Consider the following 16,774-nt stretch of genomic DNA (forward strand, 5'->3'; position numbering starts at 1 on the left):
TTAAGTGGATCGTGCAGCGGGAGAGTGCGCGGACCTTGGTCCGCGCCGGGCGCTGGTCAGCGCCATCGCCACCACAGGCGCGGGCAGGCTGCCCGCGCGATCGACTCCCGAAACTGCATCTGCGTGTTGTTCATCGGCGGAACTATACACCGCCGCCGCTGCGGCTCGCAGCCGAGCGGCGGCTGCCGAATTCGGTGGCGAAATACAGCAGTGCCGCGAGCGCGAACGCCAGGCCCACCACGCAGACGCCGTTCCAGCCGTGCCGCGCCCAGGCCCATCCGGCCAACGCCGAGCCGACCGCGCCGCCGGCGAAGAACAGCGACATGTACAGGGCATTGAGGCGGCTGCGGATCGCGTCGCCGAGCGCATACAGGCTGCGCTGGCCGAGCACCAGGTTCAGCGACACGCCGACGTCGAGCAGCAGCGCGGCGATCAGCAGCAGGCTCACCGACGTGGTCGCCGCGCCGATCGCGGCGATGACGAAGGCCAGCGCCGCCAGGGCCAGAGCCGCGCCGGTCGCCGGCCGGGTCAGGCCGCGATCGGCAAGACGTCCGGCGAAAGGTGCGCACAAGGCGCCGGCCGCGCCGGCCAGCGCGAACGCGGCGATACCGCTCTGCGAATAGCCGAAAGCCGGTGACGCCAGCAGCAGTGCGATCGCGCTCCAGAACAGGCTGAAGGCGCCGAACATCGCCGCGTGATAAGCCGAGCGCCGGCGCAGCAGCGGCGTGTCGCGAAACAGCTCGTACAGCGAATGCAGCAGCTGCGGATAGCGCATCGTCGCGCTCGGATGCCGCGCCGGCAGCGCGCGCCGCAACACCAGCGCCAGCACGACCATCAGCAAGGCGGACGCCGCGTAGATCGCGCGCCAGCCGAACAGGTGCGCGGTCATGCTGGCCACCGGCCGTGCCAGCAGGATGCCGGCGAGCAGGCGGCGGTTTTCCAGCCGGTCACCCAGCGGCACGATCAGCAACAGGCCGAGGCCGTAGCCGATCTGGGTCAGCGTGACGACCAGGCTGATGGTCTCGGCCGGCAGCCCGAGTTCGGGGCCGATCAGGCCGATCAGCGGCTGGCCGTAGTACAGGTTGGCGACGATCAGGCCGCAGCCGACCGCGAACAGCGTGGTCAGCGCCGGGCCCATTGCCGGCGCGTGTGTATCGGTCATCAGCCGACGCTGCGCGCGATCTGCTCGTGCATAGCCTTGATCGTCGCGGCGTAGTCGCTCGTGCCGAAAATCGCCGAGCCGGCGACGAAGGTGTCGGCGCCGGCGGCGGCGATTTCACCGATGTTGTCGATCTTGACGCCGCCATCGATTTCCAGACGGATGTCGCGTCCGCTCTTGTCGATCAGCGCGCGCGCCTGGCGCAGCTTGACCAGCGCGCTGGGCAGAAAGCTCTGGCCGCCGAAGCCGGGGTTGACCGACATCAGCAGGATGATGTCGATCTTGTCCATCACGTATTCGAGGCAGTCCAGCGAGGTCGCCGGGTTGAACACCAGGCCGGTCTGGCAGCCGGCGTCGCGGATCGCCTGCAGGCTGCGGTCGATATGGCGCGTCGCTTCGGGATGGAAGGTGATCGAGCTGGCGCCGGCCTTGGCGAAGCCCTGGGCCAGCGCGTCGACCGGCTCGATCATCAGATGGACGTCGATATGCGCCTTGATGCCGTACTTGCGCAGGCCCTCGCAGAACATCGGGCCCATGGTCAGATTGGGCACGTAGTGGTTGTCCATCACGTCGAAATGCACCCAGTCGGCGCCGGCGGCCAGCACCTTGGCGGTGTCCTCGCCCAGCCGCGCGAAGTCAGCGGACAGGATCGAGGGAGCAATGACGGGCTTTTGACGTGACATGGGACACCACCGGCTGGAAAGCGCCCGCGATTATCCCAGAAAAGCCGGCTTCGCTAGGCCGGGAAGCTCGCCAGCACGCTGCACAGCGACAACGCGAACGTCAGCGTGTGGGTGCGGGTCAGGTAGTAGAGCGCCATGGCGGGCCTCGCTGCATTCGTCGGATAACCGAACGCTAGGCGCTGGCGGTGAATTCCGGCTGAAGCGACCCGGGTTTCACCCGGGCTACATGAAACCTGCCGCAGCCCCGTTGAGACCCCGGGGATAGCGCGATCAGAGCATCGACCGCTGGTGCGGATTGGCTTCCCAGTCGAACTTGGGCAGTTCCTCGCGGAAGATCCGCTCCAGGTTCTCGCCCCAGGCCTTCTTCAGCGCCGCGTAGTAAGGCGTGTCGATGTCCAGGCGCAGCTTGTGGGTGATGCGCAGCGCGTCGCGCGCCAGGATCGCCACGTCCAGCGGCGGGCCGACTGTGAGGTTGGACTTCATCGTCGAGTCCAGCGACACCAGCGCGCAGCGCGTGGCCTCTTCCAGCGAGATGTGAGGGCGGATGATGCGGTCCAGGATCGGCTTGCCGTACTTGCTCTCGCCGATCTGCAGATACGGCGTCTCCGGCGACACCGAAATGCAGTTGCCCTCGGGGTAGATCATGTACAGCGAGGGTTCCTCGCCGAGGATCTGGCCGCCGAGGATCAACGTGGTGCGGAAGTCGACGTTGCTGTACTGGCCGTAGGCCGAGGACTCTTTCTGCGCGCGCACCGACAGGGTGCCCATGTACTCGGCGGCGTCGTACATGTGGCGCACGTTGCGCAGCGACACCGGCGCGTCGGGCGAGTCCAGATCCCGGCGCAGGGTGTTGAGCACCCACTGCGTGGTCGCCAGGTTGCCGGCCGACAGCACCACGAACACGCGCTCGCCGGCGGTCTCGGAGATGTGCAGCTTGTTGTAGGTCCGCACATCGTCGACGCCGGCACTGGTGCGGGTGTCGGACGCAAACACGAGGCCGTCGTCCACTTTGATGGCGAGGCAATAGGTCATGGAGTCTTCGGGAACCTCAGATTAAGTCCTGCACGTCCGCGCGGTGACCGAAAGGGGCGCAGTGCAAGGAACGACTGACGAAATGTACTGGACGTACGTGAGGAAGGAGAGACGCAGCAATGCGCCCCTTTCGGTCACCGCCCTTCGGGTTGCCCCGGAAATGTCGCCATGCGGCGTTGCGCGCTGCTTGCTTGGAATCACCAAGCCGCGCAGCCCGCGCCTGGCCTGGCGCCATTTCCGGGGCAACGCGGGCGCGCAGGACTTAATCAGAGGTTCCTTGTAGAGGCTGGCAAGCTGAGCGCGCATTGGCGATCACAGTTTAGGGGTGGTGGGGAGCCACGTCACGGCTTATCTGTTCCGGGTCGTGCCGGCTCTGGTGCAATTCCTGAGCCACGCATGCAGACTCGCCCGAAAACGCCCAACCGATGAAGCCTATCAACCCCTCAGCCAGCCGATCAGAATTTGTCCAGCTGCGCGGCCTGCGCTACCACGTTCGCCGCTGGGGCTCGCCGCAGGCGCCGGCGCTGTTCCTGCTGCATGGCTGGCTCGACACCTCGGCGACGTTCCACGACCTGGTGCAGCCGCTGCTGCCCGACTGGCAGGTGCTGGCGCCCGATCTGCGCGGCTTCGGCCTGAGCGAATGGCCGCAGGACGGCTACTGGTTCGCCGATTACCTGGGCGACCTCGACGCGCTGCTCGACCACTATGCGCCGGATGCCGCGGTGCGCCTGATCGGCCACAGCCTCGGCGCGCAGATCGCCAGCATTTATTCCGGCTTGCGGCCGCATCGCGTCGGAAAGCTGGCGCTGCTGGACGGGCTGTTCATGCGCGACCAGCCGCCGGCGGAGACGCCAAAGAAACTGCGGCAATGGCTCGACGAGCTGCGCGAGTCGCCGCGCGAGCAGCATTACGCCAGCTACGAGCAGCTGGCCGAGCGCGTCCGCCGGCTGCATCCGCGGCTGACGCCGGAGCGCGCGCTGTCCGTCGCTCACGGCTGGAGCTATCTGCGCGAGGACGGCCGTATTGGCCTGTGCGCCGATCCCAAGCACCGCCGCGTGTTCGCGGTGCCTTACCGCGTTGCCGAGAGCAAGGCGGCCTGGTCCGAAGTCACTGCCAGGACCCTGTTCATCGACGGCGGCCAGTCCGAGCTGCGCCGGCAGATCAGCGACGACGAGCGAGCCGAGCGGCGCGCCTGCTTCCGCGACCGCCGCGAGCAGATCGTCGAGGACGCCGGCCACATGCTGCATTTCGAGCGCCCGGCCGAGACGGCCGCGCTACTGCGGGCGTTTTTCGCGGATTGATGCGTCGCTCCCCAAACAACATCCCCTCCCCCGCGTGCCGGGGAGGGCTAGGGTGGGGGCGGACGTCGCGGCGTAGCTCTGTAACTGCGAGGCGCCCCCATCCCGGCCTTCCCCCGCAGGCGGGGGAGGGGGGCGGTAGCTAGCATGCGTGCTCTGCCTCCGCTCCCCGCCCTCGAAGCCGTCCCCGCGCTGCGCCTGGCGCTGGCCGACGCCGGCCGCGCGGTGCTGGCCGCGCCGCCGGGCTCGGGCAAGACCACGGTGGTGCCACTGGCGCTGCTGGACGAACCCTGGCTGGCCGGCAAGCGCATCGTCATTCTGGAGCCGCGGCGCATCGCCGCGCGGGCCTCGGCGGCGCGCATGGCCAGCCTGCTGGCGGAGAAAGTCGGCGATACCGTCGGCTATCAGGTGCGCTTCGAGCGGCGCATCGGCCCGGACACGCGTATCGAGGTGATCACCGAAGGCCTGCTCGCGCGGCGGCTGCAGGCGGATGCCGATCTGCCCGGCGTCGGCCTGGTGATCTTCGACGAGTTCCACGAGCGCAGCCTCGACGCCGATCTGGCGCTGGCGCTGTGCTGGGACGCCCGTGCCAGCCTGCGGCCCGACCTGCGGCTGCTGGTGATGTCGGCGACGCTGGACACCGCGCGCGTGTCGAAGCTGCTGGACCAGGCGCCGGTGATCGAGGCCGGCGGCCGCATGTTTCCGGTCGAGATCCGCTATCGGCCGCCGAAGGCCGGCGAGGACCTGGAGAGCGCGATGGTCGGCGGCGTGCTCGCCGGCCTCAACGAGACCGAGGGCGACGTGCTCGCCTTCCTGCCCGGCGGCCGCGAAATCCGCGGCGTGCAAAGACGGCTGGAATCGCGGCTGCCCGAGTCGGTGGAAATACGGCCTCTGTATGGCGAGCTCGACAGCCGCGAGCAGGACCTGGCGCTGGCGCCGGTGCCGGCCGGGCGGCGCAAGGTGATCCTGGCGACCAACATCGCGCAGACCAGCCTGACCGTCGAAGGCGTGACCACGGTGGTCGACGCCGGCTATGCGCGCGTCGCGCGCTACGACCTCGGCTCTGGCGCCAACGGCCTGCAGACCGAGCGCATCTCGCGCGCCTCGGCCGAGCAGCGCGCCGGCCGCGCCGGGCGTCTCGGCCCCGGCGTCTGCTACCGGCTGTGGAGCAGCGAGCAGCAGGGACGGCTGGCACCGTTCGACGATCCCGAAATCCTGACCGCCGACATCAGCCGCTTCGCGCTGGAGCTGGCGTCCTGGGGCACGACGCCGGCCGAACTGAGGCTGCTCGATCAGCCGCCGGCGATCGCCTGGCAGGTCGCACGCGATCTGTTGCGCGCGCTGGGCGCGCTCGGCGACGACGGTCGCATCAGCGCCCATGGCCGGGAGCTGGTGCGGCTGCCGGCCTCGCCGCGGCGCGGCCACATGCTGGTCGGCGCGCGAGCGCTCGGGCTTGAGGCGGTCGCGGCCTGGACCGCGGCGGTGCTCGACGAGCGCGACGGCAGCTCGCAACTCGACCTGGCGCATACCGTCCGCGGCTACGTACTCGGCCGCGTCAGCGACCCCAATGCGCTGCGCCGGGTGCGCGACTCGGTGCGCCAGCTGCTGCGCCAGCGGGATGCCCGCGACGCCGAGCTGGCCGCCGACTTCGACGAGGACGATGTCGGCCGCGTGCTGGCACTGGCCTACCCGGAGCGCATCGCGCGGCGACGCGACAGCGGCCGCGGGCTTTACCTGTGCGCCGACGGCTCGGAGGCGCGGCTGCCGGAGAACGATCCGCTGGCGCAGCAGACCTGGCTGGCGATCGGCAACTGGGACCCGGGCCCGCCGCGCAAGGTGCGCGCCGCCGCGCGGCTGGTCGAGGCGCAGCTGCTGAAGGATCAGGCCGAGGCGCTGAGCTGGCAGCGCCAGGTGCGCTGGGACGCGATCGCCGAGGCGGTGATCGCCGAGGAGCGCCGCGGCCTCGGCGCGATCGTGATGGAGCGCCGGCCCTGGCGCGCCGGCGCGGAGGCGACCGCCGCGGCGATGATCCGGGGCGTCGCCGCGCTCGGCGTGGGCGTGCTGCCGTGGACCGAAGCGACGCGGCAGTGGCAGGCGCGGGTGCTGTCGCTGCGCCGCTGGCGCGCCGACGATGGCTGGCCGGACGTGTCCGATGAGGCCCTTGCCGCGAGCCTCGACGACTGGCTGCTGCCGCATCTGGCCGGCATCACCCGGCGCGAGCATCTGGAGCGGCTGGATCTGGGGTCGATCCTCAACGGCGACCTCAGCTACGAGCGCCAGCAGAGGCTGGCGCAGCTGGCGCCGACCCATCTCGGGGTGCCCAGCGGCTCGCGCATCGCGCTGGACTACTCGCCCGACGGCGCGCCGCCGGTGCTGGCGGTCAAGCTGCAGGAGCTGTTCGGGCTGACCCGGACGCCGGCGGTCGACGACGGCCGCATGCCGGCGATGCTGCACCTGCTGTCGCCGGGCAAGCGGCCGATCCAGGTCACCCAGGACCTGGCCGGCTTCTGGGCGCGCACCTACGCCGAGGTCAAGAAAGAGCTGAAAGGCCGTTATCCGCGCCATCCCTGGCCGGACGATCCGCTGCAGGCGCCGCCGACGGCGCGAGCCAAGCCGCGCGCCCCATAAAAATTCTCGCGAATTCCCTTGACGCGCCCGGTCCCGGTCACCAGAATACGCGGCTCGTTTTGGGCCGGGGCCTTCGGGTCTTTGCCTGCGTGGGAGGGATACTCAAGCGGCCAACGAGGGCAGACTGTAAATCTGCTGACTTATGTCTACGAAGGTTCGAATCCTTCTCCCTCCACCATTGCGGGAGTAGTTCAATGGTAGAACTTCAGCCTTCCAAGCTGATCACGCGGGTTCGATTCCCGTCTCCCGCTCCATTGAATGCTTCAAGAAACGAGTCGTAAGCGGTAACAAGTTGCAAGCAACGCCCCCGTAGCTCAGTCGGTAGAGCACACCCTTGGTAAGGGTGAGGTCGAAGGTTCGATTCCTTTCGTGGGCACCAGTTTCAAAGAGGTTGAGGGCAGCGATGACGAAAGGAATCGAAGCTTCGACCTCCAATGGATGGATCGGGTTGTTTCGATGGCGCGAAGCGCCATCGAAAGTTCGATTCCTTTCGTGGGCACCAAATTTAGTTTTTCTTGTTCTTTATAAAATCGCCGTCGTCCGGCAAAAACGCTATCTAAACTGGAGTCGCAAGAGTCATGGCAAAGGAAAAGTTCGAGCGCGCGAAGCCGCATGTGAACGTTGGCACGATTGGTCACGTTGACCACGGCAAGACGACGACGACGGCGGCGCTGACGAAGATTTCGTCGGACAAGTTTGGCAAGACCAAGTACGTGGCGTACGACGAAGTGGCGAAGGCGTCGGAATCGCAGGGTCGTCGTGACAGCACGAAGATTCTGACGATCGCGACCAGCCACGTGGAGTACGAAACCAACGCGCGCCACTACGCGCACGTCGACTGCCCCGGCCACGCGGACTATGTGAAGAACATGATCACCGGCGCCGCGCAGATGGACGGCGCGATCCTGGTAGTGTCGGCGGTGGACGGCCCGATGCCGCAGACCCGTGAGCACGTGCTGCTGGCCAAGCAGGTCAACGTGCCCAAGGTCGTGGTGTGGCTGAACAAGTGCGACCTGGTGGAAGACACCGAACTGCTGGAACTGGTCGAGATGGAAGTACGCGACCTGCTGAGCAAGTACGGCTTCCCGGGCGACGACACCCCGATCATCCGCGGCAGCGCGACCAAGGCGATCGCCGGCGAGCCGGAGTGGGTGGCCAAGGTGCAGGAGCTGTACGACGCGCTGGACACCTACATTCCGGAGCCGGAACGCCAGGTGGACAAGCCCTTCCTGCTGCCGGTGGAAGACGTGTTCTCGATCTCGGGCCGCGGCACCGTGGCCACGGGTCGTATCGAGCGCGGCATCATCAAGGTCGGTGAGAACGTTGAGATCGTCGGCATTCGCCCGACGGCGGTGAGCACCATCACCGGTGTTGAAATGTTCCGCAAGCTGCTCGACCAGGGCCAGGCGGGCGACAACGTCGGCCTGCTGCTGCGCGGCACGAAGAAGGAAGACATCGAGCGCGGCCAGGTTCTGTGCAAGCCGGGCAGCATCAAGCCGCATGCGAAGTTCGAGGGTGAGGTTTACGTGCTGACGAAGGAAGAGGGCGGTCGTCACACGCCGTTCTTCAAGGGCTATCGTCCGCAGTTTTACTTCCGCACGACCGACGTGACGGGCTCTGTGTTCCTGCCGGAAGGCACGGAGATGGTGATGCCGGGCGACAATATCAAGGTGACGGTTGAGCTGATCAACCCGATCGCGATGGAAGAGCAGGTTCGTTTCGCGATCCGTGAAGGCGGCCGCACCGTCGGCGCCGGCGTCGTTACGAAGATCCTCGCTTAAAGACACCAGCCCTCGGCGCCCCGACCGGACATCCGGTCAGGGCGCCGAGGGTTCGTCTTTGATTTTTGGCGGTAGGGCGCGTAAACTCCGCGCCCCTTTTGAAGTGCTCGGCTTTGTGTCTGTAGGGGCGTAGCTCAATTGGTAGAGCGTCGGTCTCCAAAACCGAAGGTTGGGGGTTCGACACCCTCCGCCCCTGCCATTAAGCGCTAGAGCGTTTCACGTCGAAATCATTTTGCATCAGTCGCACACCGGGATGTTGATGGAACCCCAGATCGAAGCACCCAGCTCATCGCGCTACGACAGCCTGTTGCTGATCGGTTCGGCGCTGTTGCTCGTGGGCGGCATGGTGGCGTTTTACTGGTTCAACGGCGAAGTCAACGCGGCCCTGCGCCTGCTGATTCTGCTGGCTGCACTCGGCGCCTCCGTTGCACTCGCTTATCGCACCCATCTTGGCCAGGAACTGTGGGGCTATGTCGTCGGCGCCCGCACCGAGTTGCGCAAGGTGGTCTGGCCGTCTCGCCAGGAAAGCCTGCAGGCCACGCTGATGATCGCCGTGGTCGTTCTGATCATGTCGGTGCTGCTCTGGGGCTTGGACTCCGTGCTGCTGTTCGGCGTGAAATCGCTCACCGGTCGGGGTTAAGAACACGATGAGCATGCGTTGGTACGTCGTACATGCGTATTCGCAGTACGAGAATAATGTGAAGAAGGCCCTGGTCGAGCGCATCGGCCGCGCGGGTCTGCAAGACAAGTTCGGCGACATCCTGGTCCCCACTGAAGAAGTGGTCGAGATCAAGGACGGCGTCAAGCGCACCACCGAGCGCAAGTTCTTCCCCGGCTATGTGCTGGTGCAGATGGAAATGGGCGAGGACACCTGGCATCTGGTCAAGTCCACGCCGAAAGTGCTGGGCTTCATCGGCGGTACGCCGGACAAGCCCGCGCCGATTTCCGAGAAGGAAGCCAATGCGATCCTGAATCGCGTCGAGGAATCGGTCGAGAAGCCGAAGCCGAAGACGCTGTACGAGCCGGGCGAATCCGTGCGCGTGACCGAAGGTCCGTTCGCCGATTTCAACGGCGTCGTCGAGGAAGTCAATTACGAGAAGAACCGTCTGCGTGTGGCCGTTCTGATCTTCGGCCGGTCGACGCCGGTCGAGCTGGAATTCTCTCAGGTCGAAAAGGGCTGAGACGGGGTTGTGCGAACAGTCCAGTGGACTGTTCGCCCGGCTCAGCGCCCGGCCACGGATGGCCGGGCCGGAAGCTTCGCCAAGGATGGCTGTTTTAGCGATGTAAGCGTTTCAAAGGCGGAGCCGGCGCAGCCGGTTCCATAAGCATCAACCGGGGAGCCGCGAAATAAACGCGGCGCTATCACCCATCAGGAGCATTCATGGCCAAGAAAGTCCAAGGCTACGTCAAGCTGCAAATTCCGGCCGGCAAGGCCAATCCCTCGCCGCCCATTGGTCCTGCGCTCGGTCAGCAGGGCGTGAACATCATGGGTTTCTGCAAAGAGTTCAACGCGGCAACGCAGAAGCTCGAACCCGGCATGCCGATCCCGGTGGTCATCACCGTGTATTCGGACAAGTCCTTCACCTTCATCATGAAGACGCCGCCGGCGACTTACCTGATCAAGAAGGCCGTCGGTATTGAATCCGGCTCGCCGACGCCCCATACCAAGAAGGTGGGCAAGATCAAGAAGAGCCAGCTGGAAGACATCGCCAAGCTGAAGTGGCCGGATCTCAACGCCGCCGACATGACCGCCGCGATCAAGATCATCGCCGGCTCTGCCCGTTCGATGGGCGTCGAAGTGGAAGGGGTCTAAGCCATGGCACTCACCAAGCGCGCCAAACTGTTTGCATCCAAGGTCGTCCAGGGCAAGGCCTATCCGCTCGAGCAGGCGCTCGATCTGATCGCCACCTGCTCCACCGCCAAGTTCAAGGAATCGGTCGATCTGTCGATCAACCTCGGCATCGACGCCAAGAAGTCGGACCAGAACGTCCGTGGCTCCACCGTGCTGCCGCACGGCAACGGCAAGTCGGTCCGCGTCGCCGTGTTCACCCAGGGCGCCAAGGCGGCCGAAGCCACTGCTGCCGGCGCCGACGCCGTCGGTATGGATGACCTCGCCGCCAAGATGAAGGCCGGCGACATGGACTACCAGGTCGTCATCGCCAGCCCGGACGCGATGCGCGTCGTCGGTCAGTTGGGCCAGCTGCTCGGTCCGCGCGGCCTGATGCCGAACCCGAAGACCGGCACCGTGACGCCGAACGTCGCCGAAGCGGTCAAGAACGCCAAGGCCGGTATGGCCAAGTTCCGCACCGACAAGGCCGGCATCGTGCATTGCTCGGTCGGCTCCGCCGATTTCGACAAGGCCAAGCTGATGGACAACCTGCTGGCCGTCGTCCGCGACGTGCGCAAGCAGAAGCCGTCCTCGAGCAAGGGCGTGTACATCAAGAAGGTCACGCTCTCGACCACGATGGGCCCGGGCATCCGCGTCGACGTGTCGACGCTGCCGGAGTAAGGCTTTTTCAAGTGTCTGCGGCGTTGCGAAGCATCGCCGCAGATTGGTAATTCAGATGTGTGTGGCCGCAAGGCTGCTCCATCCGAGACCGTAAGTCGCCGCAAGGCTTAAAGCTCGAAAGAGCGCTTACGCAGATGGTGCACGAGGCTCTCCGCTGACGGCACCGTGGTACGCAGCAAAGGTGGGCACTCGGCGAAAGTCGGGCAAGCCCGAGTCGTCAACGTAGTAGAGCAACACAGGAGTTAAGTCGGATGGCGCTAAGGCTCGAAGACAAGAAGGTCCTGGTTGCGGAAGTGAATGAAGTCGCGTCGCGCGCGCTCTCGGCAGTGGTTGCCGAGTACCGCGGTCTGACCGCCGGCAAGTTCGACATCCTGCGCAGTACTGCCCGTGAAAACGGCATCTACCTGCACGTGGTGAAGAACACGCTGGCCAAGCGCGCGGTGAAGGGCACGGAGTTCGAGTGCCTGGATCCGGTGCTGACGGGTCCGCTGGTCATCGGTTTTTCTCTCGATGATCCGGGTTCCGTCGGTCGGGTGATCAAGGACTTCGCAAAGGCCAACGACAAGCTGGTGGTCAAGGGTCTCGCGGTGGGTGGCAACCTCTATGGTGCCGCCGATCTCGATCGCCTCGCCAATCTGCCGACCAAGGATCAGGCTCTGTCCATGCTCCTCGGCGTCATGAAGGCACCGATCGCACAGTTCGTCCGTACCGTTGCGGAACCCACCGCCCAGTTCGTACGCGCCGTCAAGGCCGTCGGCGACAAGAAGGCAGAAGAAGCCGCTTAAGTCGTCGCAGCCTCACTTACGCAGTCCAGTTTTCGCACACACATCTATTTAAGTTTTTAAGGAGTTACCCATGTCGCTCAGCAATCAGGAAATCCTTGACGCGATCGCCGCCAAGTCCGTCATGGACATCGTCGAGCTGGTCAAGTTGATGGAAGAAAAGTTCGGCGTTTCCGCCGCCGCTCCGGTCGCCGCTGCTGCCGGCCCGGCCGCTGCCGCCGCCGCCCCGGTCGAAGAGAAGACCGAGTTCACCGTCGTTCTGACCGCCTTCGGCGAGAAGAAAGTCGAAGTCATCAAGGTCGTTCGCGAAATCACCGGCCTGGGCCTGAAGGAAGCCAAGGATCTGGTCGAAGGCGCGCCGCAGACCGTGAAAGACGGCGTGAACAAGGCCGACTCCGAAGCTCTGAAGAAGAAGCTCGAAGCCGCCGGCGCCAAGGTCGACATCAAGTAAATCTGATTCATCGCTGCACGTATCGGCAGCGAGAGTCGAGGAACGAAAGTCGAATTGAAGCATCCGCGTCATAGTTGAATCGGCAAAGGCTGGGGGCTCACGCTCCCGGCCTTTCGCCGCTTACAGAAGTCACTGCAATGGCTCGCGGCACTCGAGTGGTTTAGCGATCCATTGCAGTGGTTTTTGAAACTCCGCAGCACTTTTTTTCATCCACGGCTGGTAGCCCCCAGTCTTGAGACGAGGTAGAGATGGCCTACACCTTCACCGCCAAGAAGCGTATCCGCAAGGATTTCAGCAAGCTCACCGACACGCTGGAAATTCCTTTCCTGCTGGCCACCCAGATCGATTCGTATCGCGAGTTCCTGCAAGCCGACACCACCGCCAACAAGCGCAAGGAAGCCGGCCTGCACGCCGCCTTCAAGTCGGTGTTCCCGATGACCAGCTACAACGGCGGCGCGATGCTGGAGTACGTCAAGTACCGCCTCGACGAGCCGGTGTTCGAAGAAGTCGAGTGCCGCGTGCGCGGCCTGACCTTCGCCAGCCCGCTGAAAGTCACCGTGCGTCTGGTGATCTTCGATCGCGAGTCGAAGGAAAAGCGCATCAAGGACGTGCGTGAGCAGGAAGTCTATCTCGGCGAAGTGCCGCTGATGACCGACAACGGCACCTTCATCATCAACGGCACCGAGCGTGTCGTGGTGTCGCAGCTGCATCGTTCGCCCGGCGTGTTCTTCGATCACGACAAGGGCAAGACGCACAGCTCGGGCAAGTTGCTGTACAGCGCCCGCATCATTCCGTACCGCGGCTCCTGGCTGGACTTCGAGTTCGATCCGAAGGACAACCTGTTCGTGCGTATCGATCGTCGCCGCAAGCTGCCGGCGACGATCCTGATGCGCGCGCTCGGCTACGACAACCAGCAGATGCTGGCGATGTTCCACGAGATCAACACCTTCACGCTGCAGGATTCGGGCGCGCTGTGGGATCTGGTGCCGGAACGTCTGAAGGGTGAAAAGGCGCAGTTCGATATCGTCGACGGCAAGAAGGTGCTGGTGGAAGCCGGCAAACCGATCACCGCGCGCCACATCAAGCTGATCCGCGAAGCCAAGATCGCGCAGCTGGAAGTGCCGGACAGCTACCTGGTCGGCCGCATCCTGGCGCGCGACACCATCGACACCAACACCGGCGAGCTGCTCGCCGCCGCCAACTCCGAAATCACCGAAGTGCTGCTGCCGAAGCTGCGCGCCGCCGGTATCAAGGAGCTGCCGACGCTGTTCGTCAACGATCTCGACAAGGGCCCGTATGTCAGCACGACGCTGAACATCGACCCGACGCGCACCAAGCTCGAAGCGCTGGTCGAAATCTATCGCATGATGCGTCCCGGCGAGCCGCCGACCAAGGAAGCCGCCGAGGCGCTGTTCGAAGGCCTGTTCTTCGCGCCCGAAAAGTACGACCTGTCGGGCGTCGGCCGCATGAAGTTCAACCGTCGTCTGCGCCGCAACGAGACCACCGGCTCCGGCATTCTGTACGACGGCAAGTTCTTCCAGCTGCTGAAGCACGAAACCGCCAAGGAACTTGCCGCCAAGCTCGGCCCGGACGTCAGCGACATCGCCGACGTGATGAAGCAGATCATCGCGATCCGCAACGGCGAAGACGTCACCGACGATATCGATCACCTCGGCAATCGTCGCATTCGTGCCGTTGGCGAAATGACCGAGAACGTGTTCCGTACCGGCCTGGTCCGTGTCGAGCGCGCGGTGCGCGAGCGCCTGGCGCTGGCCGAAGCCGAGAACCTGACGCCGCAGGACCTGATCAATGCCAAGCCGGTCGGCGCCGCGATCAAGGAATTCTTCGGCTCGTCGCAGCTGTCGCAGTTCATGGATCAGAACAATCCGCTGTCCGAGATCACCCACAAGCGCCGCGTCTCGGCGCTTGGGCCGGGCGGTTTGACGCGTGAGCGTGCCGGCTTCGAAGTCCGCGACGTGCATCCGACCCACTACGGCCGCGTCTGCCCGATCGAAACGCCGGAAGGCCCGAACATCGGTCTGATCAACTCGCTGGCCTGCTATGCGCGCACCAACGACTACGGCTTCCTCGAGACGCCGTATCGCAAGGTCATCGACGGCAAGGTCAGCAACGAGATCGACTACCTGTCGGCGATCGAAGAAGGCCGCTACGTGATCGCGCAGGCGAACTCGGAACTCAACGCCAAGGGCGCGTTCCAGTCCGACCTGGTGTCCTGCCGTTTCCAGAACGAATTCACCTTGATGACGCCCGACAAGGTCCAGTACATGGACGTGTCGCCGCGCCAGATCGTGTCGGTTGCCGCCGCGCTGATTCCGTTCCTGGAACACGACGATGCCAACCGCGCGCTGATGGGTTCGAACATGCAGCGCCAGGCCGTGCCGACGCTGCGTAACGAAAAGCCGCTGGTCGGCACCGGCATGGAGCGTCGCGTCGCGATCGACTCCGGCAATGCGATCGTCGCCCGTCGCGGCGGCGTGGTCGACAAGTCCGACGCCTCGCGCGTCGTGATCCGCGTCAACGACGAAGAAACCGTCGCCGGCGAAGCGGGCGTCGACATCTACAACCTGGTCAAGTACACGCGCTCCAACCAGAACACCTGCATCAACCAGCGTCCGCTGGTGGCGCCGGGTGACGTGGTCGCGCGCGGCGACGTGCTGGCCGATGGTCCGTCCACCGATCTGGGCGAGCTCGCGCTCGGCCAGAACATGCTGATCGCGTTCATGCCGTGGAACGGCTACAACTTCGAAGACTCGATCCTGATCAGCGAGCGCGTCGTCGAAGAAGATCGCTTCACCACGATCCACATCGAAGAACTGACTTGCGTCGCGCGTGAAACCAAGCTGGGGCCGGAAGAAATCACCGCCGACATTCCCAACGTCAACGAGCAGGCGCTGCGTCGTCTCGACGAGAGCGGCATCGTCTACATCGGCGCCGAAGTGAAGGCCGGCGACATCCTCGTCGGCAAGGTCACGCCCAAGGGCGAGACCCAGCTGACGCCGGAAGAAAAGCTGCTGCGCGCGATCTTCGGCGAGAAGGCCAGCGACGTGAAGGACACCGGCCTGCGCGTGCCGGCCGGCATGGACGGCACCGTCATCGACGTGCGCGTGTTCACCCGCGAAGGCGTCAAGAAAGACAAGCGTGCGCTGTCGATCGAGGAGAGCGAGCTGACCGCGGTCCGCAAGGACTTGAACGACCAGCAGCGTATTTTCGAAGACGACATCTACGACCGTCTGTACCGCATCCTGCAGGGCAAGGTCGCCGACGGCGGCCCGAACAAGCTGAAGAAGGGCAGCAAGGTCGACGCCGAATATCTGGCTTCGGTCGAGCGCGACAAGTGGTTCGAAATCCGCCTGCAGGACGAAGATGCGCAGGCGCAGCTCGAAGCCGCGACCAAGCAGCTCAAGGATCAGCGCGCCTACTTCGATGCTCGTTACGAGAACAAGAAGCGCAAGATCCAGGCGGGCGACGAGCTCAGCCCCGGCGTGCTGAAGATGGTCAAGGTCTACCTGGCCGTGAAGCGCCGTATCCAGCCGGGCGACAAGATGGCCGGCCGCCACGGCAACAAGGGCGTGATCTCGCAGATCGTGCCGGTGGAAGACATGCCGCACATGCCGGACGGCACGCCGGTCGACATCGTGCTGAACCCGCTGGGCGTGCCGTCGCGCATGAACATCGGCCAGCTGCTGGAAGTGCATCTGGGCTGGGCTGCGAAAGGCATCGGCAAGAAGATTGACACGATGATCCAGCAGCAGAAGGCGGTCGGCGAAATCCGCAAGTTCCTCGAGAAGGTCTACAACAGCGGCAAGACTCCGGCCGCGAAGAAGGAAGACCTGTCGCAGCTCAACGACACGGAAATCCTGGCGCTGGCGAAGAACCTGACCACCGGTCTGCCGGTGGCGTCGCCGGTGTTCGACGGCGCGGCCGAAGAAGAGATCAAGGAGCTGCTGGAGCTGGCGGGCCTGCCGCGTACCGGCCAGGCGCAGCTCACCGACGGCCGCACCGGCGATGACTTCGCTCGTCCGATCACGGTCGGCTACATGTACTACCTGAAGCTCAACCATCTGGTCGACGACAAGATGCACGCGCGTTCCACCGGCCCGTACTCGCTGGTCACGCAGCAGCCGCTGGGTGGCAAGGCGCAGTTCGGCGGTCAGCGCTTCGGCGAGATGGAAGTCTGGGCGTTGGAAGCCTACGGCGCGGCGTACACGCTGCAGGAAATGTTGACCGTGAAGTCGGACGACACCAACGGCCGTACGCGCATGTACAAGGCGATCGTCGATGGCGATCACCGCATGCACGCCGGCATGCCGGAATCGTTCAACGTGCTGGTCAAGGAAATCCGCTCGATCGGTCTGAACATCGAGCTGGAGCAGAACCAGTAGCGCGTGGTTGAGTGACCAGAAGGTGGGTTGGCGGCTAGCCGCTAGCCC

At 65.0% G+C, this 16,774-nt stretch carries 13 protein-coding genes and 4 tRNA genes; 14 read left to right on the plus strand and 3 right to left on the minus strand.

The genetic code is table 11. The features are described from left to right. Window positions 1-142: 142 nt before the first annotated feature. The 3 genes from ACQZF9_RS22190 to ACQZF9_RS22200 all read right to left on the minus strand — a co-directional run bounded on the left by ACQZF9_RS22190 (window position 143) and on the right by ACQZF9_RS22200 (window position 2,874). Window positions 143-1,162 (minus strand): MFS transporter, encoded by a 1,020-nt coding sequence (locus ACQZF9_RS22190; RefSeq protein ID WP_428311136.1) that lies wholly within the window; start codon window positions 1,160-1,162, stop codon window positions 143-145. Next, entirely contained in the window at window positions 1,162-1,842 is a 681-nt protein-coding gene (rpe, locus tag ACQZF9_RS22195; RefSeq protein WP_428311137.1) for a ribulose-phosphate 3-epimerase, read from the minus strand. Before rpe ends, ACQZF9_RS22190 begins: the two co-directional genes overlap by 1 nt. A 270-nt stretch (window positions 1,843-2,112) precedes the next feature. Continuing rightward, on the minus strand, window positions 2,113-2,874 hold the full coding sequence (locus ACQZF9_RS22200; RefSeq protein WP_428311138.1) for a peptidase: 762 nt from the start codon (window positions 2,872-2,874) through the stop codon (window positions 2,113-2,115). A 425-nt stretch (window positions 2,875-3,299) separates the two neighbouring features. Between ACQZF9_RS22200 and ACQZF9_RS22205 the strand changes: the two genes are divergently transcribed. From ACQZF9_RS22205 to rpoB, 14 genes are all read left to right on the plus strand, one after another. After that, on the plus strand, window positions 3,300-4,175 hold the full coding sequence (locus tag ACQZF9_RS22205; protein WP_428311139.1) for an alpha/beta fold hydrolase: 876 nt from the start codon (window positions 3,300-3,302) through the stop codon (window positions 4,173-4,175). A 144-nt stretch (window positions 4,176-4,319) separates the two neighbouring features. After that, complete coding sequence (hrpB, locus tag ACQZF9_RS22210) at window positions 4,320-6,800, plus strand: ATP-dependent helicase HrpB (RefSeq protein ID WP_428311140.1); 2,481 nt, start codon at window positions 4,320-4,322, stop codon at window positions 6,798-6,800. 92 nt (window positions 6,801-6,892) lie between these two features. After that, window positions 6,893-6,978: transfer RNA gene (locus ACQZF9_RS22215), tRNA-Tyr, on the plus strand. 2 nt (window positions 6,979-6,980) lie between these two features. After that, window positions 6,981-7,054: transfer RNA gene (locus ACQZF9_RS22220), tRNA-Gly, on the plus strand. A 49-nt stretch (window positions 7,055-7,103) separates the two neighbouring features. After that, window positions 7,104-7,179 (plus strand) — tRNA-Thr (locus ACQZF9_RS22225). 199 nt (window positions 7,180-7,378) lie between these two features. Beyond that, window positions 7,379-8,581 (plus strand): elongation factor Tu, encoded by a 1,203-nt coding sequence (gene tuf, locus ACQZF9_RS22230; RefSeq protein WP_428311141.1) that lies wholly within the window; start codon window positions 7,379-7,381, stop codon window positions 8,579-8,581. A 123-nt stretch (window positions 8,582-8,704) separates the two neighbouring features. Then, a tRNA-Trp gene (locus tag ACQZF9_RS22235) sits at window positions 8,705-8,780 on the plus strand. A 60-nt stretch (window positions 8,781-8,840) separates the two neighbouring features. Beyond that, on the plus strand, window positions 8,841-9,221 hold the full coding sequence (gene secE, locus ACQZF9_RS22240; RefSeq protein WP_428311142.1) for a preprotein translocase subunit SecE: 381 nt from the start codon (window positions 8,841-8,843) through the stop codon (window positions 9,219-9,221). A gap of 7 nt (window positions 9,222-9,228) precedes the next feature. Further along, window positions 9,229-9,762 carry a transcription termination/antitermination protein NusG gene (gene nusG / locus ACQZF9_RS22245; protein ID WP_428311143.1) on the plus strand — a complete coding sequence of 178 codons (534 nt, stop codon included), beginning with the start codon at window positions 9,229-9,231 and terminating at the stop codon, window positions 9,760-9,762. Between the two features lie 200 nt (window positions 9,763-9,962). Then, entirely contained in the window at window positions 9,963-10,394 is a 432-nt protein-coding gene (rplK, locus tag ACQZF9_RS22250; RefSeq protein WP_299695592.1) for a 50S ribosomal protein L11, read from the plus strand. Window positions 10,395-10,397: 3 nt separating this feature from the next. Beyond that, on the plus strand, window positions 10,398-11,090 hold the full coding sequence (rplA, locus tag ACQZF9_RS22255; RefSeq protein WP_428311144.1) for a 50S ribosomal protein L1: 693 nt from the start codon (window positions 10,398-10,400) through the stop codon (window positions 11,088-11,090). 251 nt (window positions 11,091-11,341) lie between these two features. Beyond that, window positions 11,342-11,875, plus strand: coding sequence for a 50S ribosomal protein L10 (gene rplJ, locus ACQZF9_RS22260; RefSeq protein WP_428311145.1), 534 nt, complete (start codon window positions 11,342-11,344; stop codon window positions 11,873-11,875). 70 nt (window positions 11,876-11,945) lie between these two features. Further along, window positions 11,946-12,323 (plus strand): 50S ribosomal protein L7/L12, encoded by a 378-nt coding sequence (gene rplL, locus ACQZF9_RS22265; RefSeq protein ID WP_428311146.1) that lies wholly within the window; start codon window positions 11,946-11,948, stop codon window positions 12,321-12,323. A 248-nt stretch (window positions 12,324-12,571) separates the two neighbouring features. Then, entirely contained in the window at window positions 12,572-16,726 is a 4,155-nt protein-coding gene (rpoB, locus tag ACQZF9_RS22270) for a DNA-directed RNA polymerase subunit beta (protein WP_428311147.1), read from the plus strand. Window positions 16,727-16,774: the final 48 nt, after the last annotated feature.

The sequence above is a fragment of the Hydrocarboniphaga sp. genome (assembly GCF_965279055.1).
GTDB lineage: Bacteria > Pseudomonadota > Gammaproteobacteria > Nevskiales > Nevskiaceae > Hydrocarboniphaga.